The following is a 14,476-nucleotide window of genomic DNA, read 5'->3' as shown; positions in this document are numbered from 1 at the left end:
GGTGTCCTCATGCTCCCTTCGCGGCCTGGAACAGCTCCGCCCGCGGGTCCTCGTCCGCGGTGGCCTCGCGATACGCCTCGAGCGCGTCACGAGCCTTCCCCGTCACGTCCGTGGGGACACTCACCTCGACGGTGACCAACAGGTCCCCGCGGGTGCCGTCCTTGCGGACCGCGCCCTTGCCACGGGCGCGCATCGTACGGCCGTTGGGTGTGCCCGGGGGCAGCTTCAGGGTGACCGGAGGCCCCCCGAGCGTGGGCACGCGGACCTCGCCGCCGAGCGCCGCCTCCGTGAAGGTGACGGGCACGGTGACGGTGAGGTTGTCGCCCTTGCGGCCGAAGACCGGGTGCGCGTCCACATGCACGGTGACGTACAGATCGCCCGCCGGCCCGCCCCGCTCGCCCGGCGCGCCCTTGCCGCGGAGCCGGATGCGCTGGCTGTCCGACACCCCGGCCGGGATACGGACCTGCATGGTGCGGGACGACTTGGCGCGCCCCGAGCCGCTGCAGACCAGGCACGCGTGCTCCGCGATCAGGCCGCGGCCCTTGCAGTCGGGGCACGGGTCGGTCAGCGAGAAGCCGCCGCCCGAGCCGCGCGCCACCTGGCCGGTGCCGACGCAGGTCGGGCACACGCGCGGTGTGCCGTTCTTGTCGCCGGTGCCCGAACAGGCCTTGCAGGGGGACTGCGAGGTCATACGGAGGGGCACGGTCGCCCCGTCCACCGCCTCCGTGAAGCTGAGCGTGACCTCGGTGTCGATGTCCTGGCCGCGCCGCGGCTGCGTACGCGTGCCGGTGGTGGCGCCACCGCGGTTGAACAGACCCCCGAAGACGTCACCGATACCGCCGCCGAAGCCGCCGGCGCCGCCCTGGCCGCCCGCTCCACCCTGACCCGGGCCGCCTCCGAAGAGGTCGCCCAGGTCGAAGTTGAAGTTGCCGCCTCCGGCACCCGGTCCCGGCCTGAACCCGCCGTTGCCGAAGAGGGCGCGGGCCTCGTCGTACTCCTTGCGCTTCTTGGGGTCCCCGAGGATGTCGTTCGCCTCGGAGATCTCCTTGAAGCGGTCCTCGGCCTTCGCGTTCCCCTTGTTGGCGTCCGGGTGGTACTCGCGGGCGAGCTTCCGGTACGCCTTCTTGATCTCGGCCTCGGTGGCGTCCTTCGGGACGCCGAGGACCTTGTAGTAGTCCTTCTCGATGAAGTCCTTGGTGCTCATCCTCGACGCCCCTCCTTCCGCACGTCACTGTCACGTACGCGCTTGGTGTTCGTGCTGCTTACGGGCGCGCGTACGCCCTGTTTCACGTCAGCCCTCGTCCGGGCCACCGCTCTCCTTGTCGTCGGCCGCCTGCGTCCCGTCCGTCTCGTCGCCCTTGACCGTCTGCGCGCCCGGCTGCGGCTCGGCGACCGCCACCCGCGCGGGGCGGATGGTGCGCTCGCCGAAGCGATACCCCGGCTGCAGAATCGCCACGCACGTCGTCTCGGTGACGTCCGGTGCGTAACTGTGCATCAGGGCCTCGTGGATCGTCGGGTCGAAGGGCTCGCCCTCCTTGCCGAACTGCTGCAGACCCATCTTCGCCGCGACGGTCTCCAGCGACTCGGCCACCGACTTGAAGCCGCCGACCAGTTCGCTGTGGTCCCGCGCGCGGCCGATGTCGTCGAGCACGGGCAGGAGCTCGGTCAGGAGGTTCGCGATGGCGATCTCCTTGACCGCGATCCGGTCGCGCTCGACCCGGCGGCGGTAGTTCTGGTACTCGGCCTGGAGCCGCTGGACGTCCGCCGTGCGCTCGCCGAGCGCCGTGCGTACCTGGTCCAGCTGAGCGGTGAGGCCCGCGATCTGTGCTGTTGCTGCCGCGTCCCCGGCCTGGGCCGCCCCCTCCTCCACGGAGGGGGCAGTCTTCGGCTCGGCGTCTTCAGGGGTGGCGCCGGAGGGGACGTCGGGCTGCTCGTCGAAGCCCGGGGTCTCCTCTGTCACGCGGCACCGTCCTTGCGGTCACGGTCCTCGTCGACGATCTCGGCGTCCACGACGTCGTCGTCGGCGGCCTTGGCGCCCGCGCCCTCGTCGGCACCCGGGGCCTCGGCGCCCGCGGCACCCTGCGCGGCCTGGGCGTCCGCGTACATCGCCTGGCCGAGCTTCTGGGAGACGGCGGCGACCTTCTCGGTGGCCGTACGGATCTCGGTGGTGTCCTCGCCCTTGAGCGCGGTCTTCAGCTCCTCGATGCTCGTCTCGACCTCGGTCTTGACGTCACCGGGGACCTTGTCCTCGTTGTCCTTGAGGAACTTCTCCGTCTGGTAGACGAGCTGCTCGCCCTGGTTGCGGGACTCGGCGGCCTCGCGGCGACGGTGGTCCTCGTCCGCGTACTGCTCGGCCTCCTGGCGCATGCGGTCGACCTCGTCCTTCGGCAGCGAGGAGCCGCCGGTGACGGTCATCTTCTGCTCCTTGCCCGTGCCCAGGTCCTTCGCGGTCACGTGCATGATGCCGTTGGCGTCGATGTCGAAGGCGACCTCGATCTGCGGGACCCCGCGCGGGGCCGGCGGCAGACCGGTCAGCTCGAACATCCCGAGCTTCTTGTTGTACGCCGCGATCTCGCGCTCGCCCTGGTAGACCTGGATCTGCACCGACGGCTGGTTGTCCTCGGCCGTCGTGAAGATCTCGGACCGCTTGGTCGGGATCGTGGTGTTGCGCTCGATGAGCTTGGTCATGATCCCTCCCTTGGTCTCGATACCGAGGGACAGCGGGGTCACGTCGAGGAGCAGGACGTCCTTGACCTCGCCCTTGAGGACACCGGCCTGGAGGGCGGCGCCGATGGCGACGACCTCGTCCGGGTTCACACCCTTGTTGGCGTCCTGGCCGCCGGTCAGCTCCTTGACGAGCTCGGCGACGGCGGGCATACGGGTGGAGCCACCGACGAGAACGACGTGGTCGATCTCGCTGAGCTGGATGCCCGCGTCCTTGATGACGTTGTGGAACGGCGTCTTGCAGCGCTCGAGCAGGTCGGCCGTCAGCTGCTGGAACTGGGCGCGCGTGAGCTTCTCGTCCAGGTGCAGCGGGCCCTCGGCGGACGCGGTGATGTAGGGCAGGTTGATCGAGGTCTCGGTGGAGCTGGACAGCTCGATCTTGGCCTTCTCGGCGGCCTCGCGGAGGCGCTGGAGGGCCATCTTGTCCTTGCCCAGGTCCACGCCGTGGCCGGCCGAGAACTGCTTGACCAGGTAGTCCATGACGCGCTGGTCCCAGTCGTCACCACCGAGGTGGTTGTCGCCGTTCGTGGCCTTCACCTCGACGACGCCGTCACCGATCTCCAGGAGGGACACGTCGAAGGTGCCGCCACCGAGGTCGAAGACGAGGATCGTCTGGTCGTCCTTGTCGAGGCCGTACGCGAGGGCCGCCGCGGTGGGCTCGTTCACGATGCGCAGGACGTTCAGGCCCGCGATCTCGCCGGCCTCCTTCGTCGCCTGACGCTCGGAGTCGTTGAAGTACGCCGGGACGGTGATGACCGCGTCCGCGACCTTCTCGCCCAGGTACGCCTCGGCGTCGCGCTTCAGCTTCTGCAGGATGAAGGCGCTCATCTGCTGCGGGTTGAAGTTCTTCCCGTCGAGCTCGATGGACCAGTCCGTGCCCATGTGACGCTTCACCGAGCGGATGGTCCGGTCCACGTTCGTGACCGCCTGGCGCTTGGCGACCTCTCCGACGAGCACCTCACCGTTCTTGGCGAAGGCGACGACGGACGGCGTGGTCCTGGCGCCCTCGGCGTTGGTGATGACGGTGGGCTCACCGCCCTCCAGAACGCTGACGACGGAGTTAGTCGTGCCCAGGTCGATGCCGACCGCACGTGCCATTTCAATTCCTCCAGCAATGACTTGAGTGGAACAGGCTCAAGTGTGCATGACGCTCGCCGCTCGGTCAACAGAGGTGAGTCGTGGGGGCTCAACTCTTATCTTGCCCTTACGCGCAATTAGGCCCTGACCTGCGGGTCGGCTGCCGACTGCGGGACGGTGGGGGCTTGTCGCGCAGTTCCCCGCGCCCCTAAAGGGGCACGCCTCCGCGGGGTGGGACGCGGGGCGGAGGTCGGCACGACACCTGGTCCACTCAGGCAAGCCTCAGCGACGCAGATCACCGCACCCCTGACTACAGTGCGGACACAGGAGTGGGTAGTCTCAGAGGACTGCATAAGTTACCGCTTAGTAATCAATCTTCGGGGAACCGGGAGACCCACCCCGAAGAGAACCTCGCAGGCCCGAGGAGTCCCGAAATGCAACTCGCCGCGATCATCGTGTCGCTGGTCCTGACCGTGGTCGGCGTTGCGCTCATCGCCCGAGCCGTCGCGCAGATCTACCGGTTCGTGAAGCTGGGCCAGCCGGTGCCGGCGGGCAGCCGCACCGACAACCCCAAGGCTCGAACGATCACCCTGGTGAAGGAATTCCTGGGTCACACCCGGATGAACCGCTGGGGCATCGTCGGCTTCGCCCACTGGTTCGTCGCGATCGGCTTCCTGACGCTGCCGCCGACCCTCGCGCAGGCGTACGGCCAGCTCTTCGAGGCGGACTGGGTGCTGCCGGTCATCGGCGGCTTCCTGCCGTTCGAGATGTACACCGAGTTCATCGGTGTGATGACGATCGTCGGCATCGTCGTGCTCATCGCGATCCGGCTGCTGAACCTGCCCTCCCGGGCCGGCCGCAAGTCCCGTTTCGCGGGCTCCAAGGCCTGGCAGGCGTACTTCGTCGAGTACGTCATCCTCACCATCGGCCTCGCCATCTACACCCTGCGCGGTCTTGAGGGCGCGATCCACCACGTCGAGCACTACGAGGCCGCGTACTTCGCCTCGTACCCCCTGGTCCTCGCCTTCAAGGGGCTCTCCCTCGGCGCGCTCCAGAACCTCGTCTACCTCGTCGCGATGATCAAGATCGGCACCTCGCTGATCTGGATGATCACCGTCGCGCTCAACACCAACATGGGTGTCGCCTGGCACCGCTTCCTCGGCTTCCCGAACATCTGGTTCAAGCGGAACGCCGAGGGCGGCACCGCGCTGGGCGCCCTGCTGCCGATGACGTCGGGCGGCGAGCCGATCGACTTCACCGACCCGGGCGACGACGACGTCTTCGGCGTATCCCAGGTCGAGCAGTTCTCCTGGAAGGGCATCCTCGACTTCTCCACGTGCACCGAGTGCGGGCGCTGTCAGTCGCAGTGCCCCGCCTGGAACACCGGGAAGCCGCTCTCCCCGAAGCTGCTGATCATGTCGCTGCGGGACCACGCCCACGCCAAGGCCCCCTACCTGCTCGCCGGTGGCGGCAAGGACATGGAGGGCAACGAGAAGGCGACCGCGGAGCAGCTCAAGGACGTGCCCGCCGCCGCCCTCGCCGAGGCCGAGCGCCCGCTCATCGGGACCCTCGAGGAGAACGGCGTCATCGACCCCGACGTCCTGTGGTCCTGCACCACCTGCGGCGCCTGTGTCGAGCAGTGCCCCGTGGACATCGAGCACGTCGACCACATCGTCGACATGCGCCGCTACCAGGTGATGATCGAGAGCGCGTTCCCGTCCGAGGCGGGCACGATGCTCAAGAACCTGGAGAAGAAGGGCAACCCCTGGGGTCTGGCGAAGAAGCAGCGCCTGGAGTGGACCAAGGAGGTCGACTTCGAGATCCCGGTCGTCGGCAAGGACATCGAGGACCTGTCCGAGGTCGACTACCTGTACTGGGTCGGCTGCGCGGGTGCCCTCGAGGACCGCGCCAAGAAGACCACCAAGGCCTTCGCCGAGCTGCTGCACATCGCGGGCGTCAAGTTCGCGATCATGGGCGGCGACGAGAAGTGCACCGGTGACTCCGCCCGCCGTCTGGGCAACGAGCCCCTCTTCCAGGAGCTCGGCATGGAGAACGTCTCCGCGCTGAACATGGCCTTCGGCGAGGAGATGGACGACGAGGGCAACTTCACCGCGGAGTCGAAGAAGCCCAAGTCCGCGAAGAAGATCGTCGCGACCTGCCCGCACTGCCTCAACACCCTCGGCAACGAGTACCCGCAGCTCGGCGGCGACTACGAGGTCATCCACCACACCCAGCTGCTCCAGCACCTGATCGACGAGGGCAAGCTGATCCCGGTGACCCCGGTCGAGGGCCTCATCACCTACCACGACCCCTGCTACCTGGGCCGTCACAACAAGATCTACACGCCCCCGCGCGAGATCATGTCGGCCGTCCCGGGCCTGCGTCAGCAGGAGATGCACCGCCACAAGGAGCGCGGCTTCTGCTGCGGTGCCGGTGGCGCGCGGATGTGGATGGAGGAGCGGATCGGCAAGCGCATCAACAACGAGCGCGTGGACGAAGCCCTTTCGCTGAACCCGGACATCGTCTCCACCGCCTGCCCGTTCTGCCTGGTCATGCTGACCGACTCGGTCAACGGCAAGAAGAACGACGGCAAGGCGAAGGAGTCCATCACGGTCGTCGACGTGGCCCAGCTGCTGCTCGACTCCGTGAAGACCCCCATCGACGACGAACCCCCGGCGGGCGAGGCCGAGTCGGAGAGCGCACCGGAGCCGCAGCCGGTGAAGTGACCGGAGCGTCATCCTCGTAACGAAGCACCCCATGTCCTGGTTCAGCCCCAGGACATGGGGTGTTGTCGTCGGATGAGGGCTTTACGAGGAGCGGCCGCAGGCGTGTGTGCCGTGGTGCTGTGCGCCGCCGGATGCGGGGAGGGCGGGTCCGGCGAGGACGACACGGACCGGGGCAGGGGCGAGGCCTCTCCCGCCACGACGAGCCCGGCGCCGCCCATCCCCGCCGCTCCCGTGCCCCGGGGCAAGGGCGGCAAGGTCCCCGACGACGTGAACGGCGACGGCCACCCGGACCTCGCGTATCTCACCTCGTCCGAAGGGGCCGGCAGCGACGGCGCCGGGCGGAACTCCGTCGTCATCGTCTACGGCTCCGCCGAGGGCCTCGACCCGGCCACCCGCACGGTCCTGAAGCCCGAAGACCCGGCTGTCCCGGCGGAGTCGGACACGCCCCTCCCCTCCTACCCGGTCCTCGCCGACCTCGACGCCGACGGGTACGCCGACCTGAAGTTCGGCGAGCACGTCGTCTGGAGCGGTCCGACCGGCCCCGACCCGAAGACCCCGGACACGACCCTGCCCGCGGCCACCGGCACCCCGGGCGACTTCGACGGCGACGGCCGGCTCGACCTGCCCGCCGTGGAGGACACCGTCGACAAGCCCCGACTCCGTATCCGGTACGGCCCGTTCGACCGGAGCGGTGAGCCGGCCCGTACCGGTGGCGGGCGCCCCGGACCCGTCACCGGCCTCTACGCGAAGGATCCCTACACACTCCACACCGGTGACGCCGACGGCGACCGGACCGCGGACCTGGTCACCGCGGTCGACCCGGGTGCCACCGACGGCGGTCAGGCCCCGGCCGCCCTGCTCCACGCGGGCGACGGACCGGCCGGATTCGCCACGCGGGCACGGCAGTTGGGGACGGGCAGTGCGGTCGCCTCCGGCGACTTCGACGGGGACGAGAAGGGCGATGTCGTCATCGGGGACGACGGCAGCCGCAACTACGAGGCCGACGGCGAGGCGCCCGGTGTGGGCGGGACCTTCACCGTCTTCCCGGGCGACGGCGGTCCGTCGCGCCCGTACGAACTGGACCTGGCCGGCGACCTCGTCACCGGCGACCTGGACGGCGACGGCCGCGACGAACTGCTGGTCGACGACCTGTCGGGCGGGCATCCGAAGCCCGCGAAGGTCACCGTGGTCCGCGGCCTGCTGGGCAGCCCGTCCGACGTGCGGACCAGCGCCCTCGACCGCTTCGGTCCAGCCCGCGTCCCGGGCGTCGGGCGCGACCTCAGGAAGCCCGAGCGGTACGCCCACATCGCCGCCGTACGCGACCTCGACCGGGACGGCAGCGCCGAGGTCGTCCTGCACTGGACGATGCCCGAGCAGGGACCCACGCACATCTGGGTCGTCGGCGGTGACGGCAAGGACGTGGTGACGTTCGACGACGGGCGGTTCAGCGGGGCCAACTGACCACCGGGCTCAGGCGATCGGTGTCGTCTGGGCCAGGGCGATGCGCCAGTCGTCGTCCTCGCCGCGGGTCATGACGTAGGTCATCGCGCCGGTCGAGGGGAAGTCGGACGGGCCCTGCATGTCCGGCCGTTCGTCGTGGACCGTCTTGGTCAGGCTCACGACGGCGACGTCGGGACGTACGAACCGGATGTCGTCGACCTCCAGCGTCGTCCTGACGTCCTTGAGCGGGGAGGCGAGCGCCGCGGTCATGGCCGACGCGAAGGCCTCCCGTCCGAAGACGCGCCGCCCGGCGAGGTTGATGAGCACCAGGTCGGAGGTGTGCAGGGCCGGCAGCACCTCCGGGTCGGTCTGGGCTTCCTGGCTGCGTGCGACGAGTTCGCGGATCAGCAGCTCGTCGGTGTCCTGGGCGGAGAGGGCGGGGCGAGCAGGGTCCGTGGCGTTCGTGGTGTCCATACAAGGAACGTAGAACCTCAACTTTGGTTCAGGTCAAGGGCGTTCACGGCGGAGACCTGGGGTCTTTGACAGGTACGCGATCCGTACTCCATCATCAATCCACTAGTTCATTAGCTAAAGGGTGGTGATGGAAGTTGGAGTTCCGGATCGACAGGCGGAGCGGGGTGGCCGCCTATCAGCAGATCGTTCAGCAGACCAAGCAGGCCCTGCGCCTCGGCGTACTCGTGCCCGGGGACCAGCTGCCGACGGCCAAGGAGGTCGCGGCGACCTCCGCGGTCAACCCGAACACCACGCTCAAGGCCTACCGCGAGCTGGACCGGGAGGGCCTGGTCGAACTGCGGCCGGGTCTTGGCACCTTCGTCCGTCAGTCGCTGGCCCGTCCCCAGGCGGGGGCGGACTCACCGCTGCGGGGTGAGCTGGAGGCGTGGATGGACCGGGCCCACGAAGCGGGTCTGGAGCAGGAGGACGTGACAGCACTGGTCACGTCGGTCATGGAGGAGCGGTACGCCGCGACCAGGGCGACCGCCGGGCACGGGGGGCACGGATGATGAGCAACGGGGCGGGTTACGGGGGACACGAGATATACGGGGGCCTCACGGGCGAGTCCGCGATGGAGGCCCACGCGGTCGGCAGGAAGTACCGCCGGGGCTGGGCCCTGCGGGACTGCTCCTTCCGACTGCCGGCCGGGTGGATCTGCGGCCTCGTGGGCCCCAACGGCGCCGGCAAGACCACCCTGATGTCCATCGCCGCCAACCTGCTGGCGCCGACCACCGGCACCCTGCGGGTGTTCGGCGCGCTCCCCGAGTCCGCGGAGGCCAGTCGGCGTACGGCGTTCCTCGCCCAGGAGAAGCCGCTGTTCAAGCGCTTCACCGTCGCCGAGACCCTGCGCCTCGGCCGTGAACTGAACCCCGGCTGGGACCAGCGGGCCGCCGAGAACATCGTCCGCGCCGGCAATGTGCCCTTCGAGGCGAAGATCGGCACCCTCTCCGGCGGCCAGCGCACCCGGGTGGCCTTCGCCGTCGCCTTCGGCAAGCGCCCCGACCTGCTGCTCCTCGACGAGCCGATGTCCGACCTCGACCCGCTGGTGCGCCACGAGTTGATGAGCACCCTGCTGGCCGAGGCCGCCGAGCGCGGCACCACCGTGCTGATGTCCACCCACATGATCGCCGAGCTGGAGAACACCTGCGACTACCTGCTGGTCATCGCTGAAGGAGGGCTGCGGCTCGCCGGTGAGGTCGACGAACTCCGCACCGCGCACGCCGTGTTGACCGGGGTCCACTCCGACGGGCGGGCGCCCGCGGAGGTGGCGTACCACACGGTGGTCGAAACCCGTACCAGCGGACGGCAGTTCACCGCGCTGGTCCGCCCCGACGGACCGGTCAGCGGCGGCCCGTGGCAGGCGAGCACCCCGAACCTGGAGGAACTCCTGCTCGCCTATCTGCGCTCCCCCGAGGCACCGCCCCTGATCAGTCCCAGCTCCTACGTCGCCCCGCAGGCGGTGGCGGCATGAGCACGATGACCAGCGCCGGAAGCACCGGCGGACCGGCCTCCGCCGAATCCGCCCACCCCCAGGCGGGCCGTGGCCGTGGCCTGCGGCTCAGCGGCATGAACTGGCTCGTCTGGCGTCAGCACCGCGCCGCCTACTGGACCCTGCTGGCGGCCGCCGCGATCACCGTCGCGTTGATGCTCTACGGGCGCCAGCAGATGGTGACGTACCTCGACGGCTACGGCTGGCCGGAGCTGAAGTCCGGCTGGGAGGAGAAGTTCAACCGGAAGCCGCTCAGCATGGCCGGCCAACTGCTCGGCTACGCGCCCATCCTGATCGGTGTCCTCCTGGGCGCGCCGCTGCTCGCCGGGGATCTGGAGGGCGGCACCGCCAAGCTGGTCAACGCGCAGTCCACCAGCCGCGTCCGCTGGCTCGCCACCAAGCTCGGGGTGACCGCACTCGTGGTCGCGGTGTCCACCGCGGCGGCCTCCGCCGTGTTCACCTGGTGGTGGTCGCCGGTCAAGTCGTCGCAGTACGCGCTGGACTGGTCCGACGGAAACGCCTTCGACAGCAGTGGACCCGTGCCCGTGGCGCTCAGCCTGTTCACCGTCGTCGGCGGCATCGCGATCGGCATGCTGCTGCGCCGGACCCTGCTGTCCATCGTCGTCACCTTCGGCTTCGCCGTCGTCGTACAAATGGTGTGGTCGCACTTCCGGATGTCCCTCGGGGACGTCATCACCGTCACGACCAGCAACGGTGTCGGGGCAGACAACTTCCCGAAGCTGCCCGACGGCGCCTATGCCGTGGACCAGTCCTACCTCACCGCGTCCGGCGACCTCATCGGCTACGGCAGCTGCAACGAGGCGACGGACAAGGCCGCCAACGCCTGCCTGGAGAAGGCACAGGTCGTCGGCTGGAACGTCGAGTACATCCCGATCTCCCAGATGTCCTCCATGCAGTGGCTCGGCGCCTCGATCCTGCTGGCCCTGACCGCCGGCATCGCGGCGTTCGTCATCCTCTGGGGTCGTAAGCGCCTCGTCTGACCGAGCGCCGCTGTCCGGCCGGGCGCCTCGTCCGACCCGACCCCCTCGCAGTTCTCCTCTCTGTCCTTTTTCCCAGTACGCGGCCGAGCGGCCACAGTGTCGCTCCGCCGCGCCCTGATGCTGCCCCGAGCCGGCGACCACATCGCCATGAACCATGTCGAAAGGCCCGAGTTGAAGTCGCACAAGCACAGGAAACGAACGGTCATGACGGTCCCGTCGGCTGCCGCTCTCGCGGCGGCGCTCGGCGCCGGACTGCTGGTGAGCACGTCCGGCGGCGCGCAGGCCGCCCCCACCGAAGCCCCCCTCCCCGCCTCCGCCAGGACGGTCACGCTCGTGACCGGCGACAAGGTGGCCCTGGACGCCAAGGGCAAGGTCACCGGTGTGGTGGCCGCCGAGGGCCGCAAGGGGATCGGCTTCCGCGTCCAGCAGGCCGCCGGTCACGCGTATGTCGTGCCGCGCGACGCCGAGCCGCTGATCGCGGACGGCACGGTCGACCGGCGGCTGTTCGACGTGAAGCGGCTGGTCGGCGGGCACTACGACGACGCCCGCCGCTCCGACGTGCCGCTGATCGTCACGTACGACAAGGGCACGTCCCTGTCGGCCGGTACGTTCCGGAGTTCGGGCGCGACCGTCCGCCGGGACCTGCCGAGCATCAACGGCGACGCCGTACGCGCCCGTAAGTCCGAGGGCTCCGCGCTGTGGGAGACGCTCACCAGTGGCACCGGCTCCGCGAAGGTCAGGAAGATCTGGCTGGACGGGAAGGTGAAGGCGAGCCTGGACAGGAGCGTGCCGCAGATCGGCGCGCCCGCGGCCCACTCGGCGGGGTACGACGGCAAGGGCGTCAAGGTCGCCGTCCTCGACACCGGCATCGACGCGACGCATCCGGACCTGAAGGACCGTATCGACGCGGAGAAGAACTTCTCCGCCGCCGCGGACACCGTCGACCGCGCGGGCCACGGCACGCACGTGGCCTCGACGATCGTGGGCTCCGGGGCCGCGTCTCCCGCGGGCACCAAGTACGCGGGGGTCGCGCCCGGCGCCCGGCTCCTTGTCGGCAAGGTGCTCGACGACGAGGGCTCGGGCGACGACTCCGGTGTCATCGCCGGTATGCAGTGGGCCGTCGCGCAGGGCGCCGAGGTCGTCAACATGAGCCTGGGCGGCGAGGACAGGCCCGGTATCGACCCCGTGGAACAGGCCGTCAACGACCTGTCGGCCGGTTCCGGCGCCCTGTTCGTGATAGCCGCCGGCAACGATGGTCCCAAGGAAGGCACCGTCGGCACGCCCGGCAGCGCCGCCGCCGCGCTCACCGTCGGCGCGGTCGACCGGCAGGACGCCATCGCCGAGTTCTCCAGCCGCGGTCCCACGGCCGACGGCTCCCTCAAGCCCGATCTCACCGCGCCGGGCGTGGACATCGTCGCCGCCAAGGCCGCCGAGGGCTTCATGGGCGACCCCGCCGCCGACGGCTACGTCTCCATGAGCGGTACGTCGATGGCGACCCCGCATGTGGCGGGCGCCGCCGCGATCCTGGCCCAGCAGCACCCGGACTGGACCGGCTCGCGGATCAAGGCCGCCCTCACCGCCTCCGCGAAGCCGGCCGCCGCCACCTCCGCGTACACGCAGGGCACCGGCCGGGTGGACGTCGCCGGGGCGATCGCCCAGCAGCTCACCAGCAGCCCGGCCTCGCTGGGCTTCGGGACACAGGAGTTCCCCCACACCGACGACCAGCCGGTCACCAAGGACGTCACGTACCGCAACGCGGGTACCGGGCCGGTCACCCTCGACCTGGCCACCGAGGCCTACGGCGACGACGGAAAGCCCGCGGCCGAGGGCCTGTTCACCGTCTCGCCGCGGCAACTCACCGTCCCGGCGGGTGGGGAGGCGACCGCCACCGTGACCGCCGACACCCGCGCGGGAACGGCCGACGGCAGCTTCGGCGGCTCGGTGACCGCCACCACCGCCGACGGCACCACCACCGCGCGCACCTCCCTCGGCGTCGTCCGCGAGGTCGAGTCGTACGACCTGACGATCAAGCACCTCGACCTCGAGGGCAAGGTCCCCGACGACGCCGAGACGGGTATCTACGGCCTGGACAACGACATCTGGACGGAGGTCGCCGACAAGAAGGACGGCGAGGTCACCATCCGTCTGCCGAAGGGCCGTTACGCCCTGGAAGGAAGGTTCTTCACCGGCAGTGCCGGACGGTCCGTGCTGCTGCACCCGAAGTTCGCGCTGACCGAGGACACGACCCTGGTCATGGACGCCCGGAAGACGAAACCCGTCAAGGTCACCGTGCCGGACGGCGCGGCCAGGCCCGCGGGCGCGATGTTCTTCTTCCACGTCGACGTCAACGACAAGCCGTACACGTCTCTGTACGACGCCCCCTCCTTCGGCAGTATGCGTGTCGGACAGCTCGGCGCCCCGGTGCCGGCCGCCGAGGCGTCCGCGATGTACCACGGCATCTGGACCCACAAGGCCGTCAACTACCGGCTGGCCTGGAACCGTGCGGGCGACCTGTCCGGCTTCACCAAGAACGTCAGGCGCTCGCAGCTCACCGAGGTCAAGGTCGTCGTCGGGGCGCCGGTCAAGGGCAGGACGGCGACCGTCTGGGCCGCGCCGCTGATGCCCGGCGGCTACTTCAACCTCTTCCAGACGCCGGGCCGTCTGCCGCTGACCGGCACCGACTACGTACTGCCCAACGGGATCAAGTGGTTCTACCAGGTCAGCCAGTACGGCGCCCCCGACGAGGAGGGCGACCCGACGTGGGAGAGCACCCAGGTCGGCGCGCCCAGGGCGTACGCGGCGGGCAGGGACCACACCCAGCGCTTCAACGTCGGCGTCTTCGGCCCGTCCCTCCCCTCGGGTCCGCTCACGCACGGCGCCGACCAGCCGGGCGCGCTCCGCTCCGGCGACACCTTCTCGGCGTATCTGCCGCTGTTCTCCGACGGCGGCGGCAACGTGGGCAACTCCGCCTACACGAAGGCCAGGAGCTCGCTCCACGCCGACGGCGAGGAGATCTTCACGGTGGACGAGCCCCTGGACGGCGAGTCCCACACGGTCCCCGCCGGCCGGCGCAGCTACAAGCTCGACGTGGACGTCTCCCGCTCCCCGGCGCAGTCCGCCGTCAGCACCCGGGTCGCCGCGACCTGGACCTTCACCTCGGCGCACGTCGCCGGTGACACGCCCGAGCAGCTTCCGCTGACGGTCGTCCGCTTCGCTCCGAAGCTGTCGTTGGCCAGTACGGCCAAGGCGAGGACGACCCTCACCGCGCCCTTCACCCTCCAGGGCGCGGCCACCGAGGTCGCCTCGCTGCGCAAGCTCGCCTTCGCCGTCTCCTACGACGACGGCAGGACCTGGAAGAAGACCAACGCCGTGGACGGCAAGCACCTCAAGCTGCGCAGCCCGGCCAGGCCAGGCACGGTCTCGCTGCGAGCCACGCTCACCGACGCCGACGGCAACACCCTGAAGCAGACGGTCTACGGCGCCTACCGCACGACCAAGTAGGGCTC

At 69.9% G+C, this 14,476-nt stretch carries 10 protein-coding genes; 6 read left to right on the top strand and 4 right to left on the bottom strand.

Annotated elements, in window-relative coordinates:
• Positions 1 to 7: 7 nt before the first annotated feature.
• The 3 genes from dnaJ to dnaK form a co-directional block, all read right to left on the bottom strand.
• Positions 8 to 1,204 (bottom strand): molecular chaperone DnaJ, encoded by a 1,197-nt coding sequence (dnaJ, locus tag OG718_RS29820; protein ID WP_143640121.1) that lies wholly within the window; start codon positions 1,202 to 1,204, stop codon positions 8 to 10.
• A gap of 87 nt (positions 1,205 to 1,291) precedes the next feature.
• Positions 1,292 to 1,960, bottom strand: a complete 669-nt coding sequence (grpE, locus tag OG718_RS29815; protein WP_143640119.1) for a nucleotide exchange factor GrpE — start codon at positions 1,958 to 1,960, stop codon at positions 1,292 to 1,294.
• On the bottom strand, positions 1,957 to 3,822 hold the full coding sequence (gene dnaK / locus OG718_RS29810; RefSeq protein WP_143640117.1) for a molecular chaperone DnaK: 1,866 nt from the start codon (positions 3,820 to 3,822) through the stop codon (positions 1,957 to 1,959). Before dnaK ends, grpE begins: the two co-directional genes overlap by 4 nt.
• Before the next feature lie 413 nt (positions 3,823 to 4,235).
• Here dnaK and OG718_RS29805 point away from each other — a divergent pair, with 413 nt between their 5' ends.
• A complete protein-coding gene (locus OG718_RS29805) occupies positions 4,236 to 6,527 on the top strand; it encodes a (Fe-S)-binding protein (RefSeq protein WP_143640115.1) in 2,292 nt (763 codons plus the stop codon).
• A gap of 102 nt (positions 6,528 to 6,629) precedes the next feature.
• The gene (locus OG718_RS29800; RefSeq protein ID WP_143640113.1) at positions 6,630 to 7,988 is read left to right on the top strand and encodes an FG-GAP repeat domain-containing protein; all 1,359 of its coding nucleotides are present in this window, start codon (positions 6,630 to 6,632) and stop codon (positions 7,986 to 7,988) included.
• Between the two features lie 9 nt (positions 7,989 to 7,997).
• On the opposite strand, the gene OG718_RS29795 is transcribed toward OG718_RS29800, so the two are convergent.
• Positions 7,998 to 8,441, bottom strand: a complete 444-nt coding sequence (locus OG718_RS29795; RefSeq protein WP_328845653.1) for an SgcJ/EcaC family oxidoreductase — start codon at positions 8,439 to 8,441, stop codon at positions 7,998 to 8,000.
• A gap of 134 nt (positions 8,442 to 8,575) precedes the next feature.
• On the opposite strand from OG718_RS29795, the gene OG718_RS29790 reads away from it, so the two are divergent.
• From OG718_RS29790 to OG718_RS29775, 4 genes are all read left to right on the top strand, one after another.
• Positions 8,576 to 8,989 (top strand): GntR family transcriptional regulator, encoded by a 414-nt coding sequence (locus OG718_RS29790; RefSeq protein WP_143640109.1) that lies wholly within the window; start codon positions 8,576 to 8,578, stop codon positions 8,987 to 8,989.
• Positions 8,986 to 9,951 (top strand): ABC transporter ATP-binding protein, encoded by a 966-nt coding sequence (locus OG718_RS29785; protein WP_443055159.1) that lies wholly within the window; start codon positions 8,986 to 8,988, stop codon positions 9,949 to 9,951. Before OG718_RS29790 ends, OG718_RS29785 begins: the two co-directional genes overlap by 4 nt.
• The gene (locus OG718_RS29780; protein WP_328845652.1) at positions 9,948 to 10,970 is read left to right on the top strand and encodes an ABC transporter; all 1,023 of its coding nucleotides are present in this window, start codon (positions 9,948 to 9,950) and stop codon (positions 10,968 to 10,970) included. Before OG718_RS29785 ends, OG718_RS29780 begins: the two co-directional genes overlap by 4 nt.
• Positions 10,971 to 11,087: 117 nt before the next feature.
• Positions 11,088 to 14,471, top strand: coding sequence for a S8 family peptidase (locus OG718_RS29775; RefSeq protein WP_328847853.1), 3,384 nt, complete (start codon positions 11,088 to 11,090; stop codon positions 14,469 to 14,471).
• Positions 14,472 to 14,476: the final 5 nt, after the last annotated feature.

Source organism: Streptomyces sp. NBC_00258 (genome assembly GCF_036182465.1).
In the GTDB taxonomy this organism is placed as follows: Bacteria; Actinomycetota; Actinomycetes; order Streptomycetales; family Streptomycetaceae; genus Streptomyces.
Note: the sequence above shows the minus strand (reverse complement) of the source record. Positions and strands in the feature narration are given on the sequence as shown.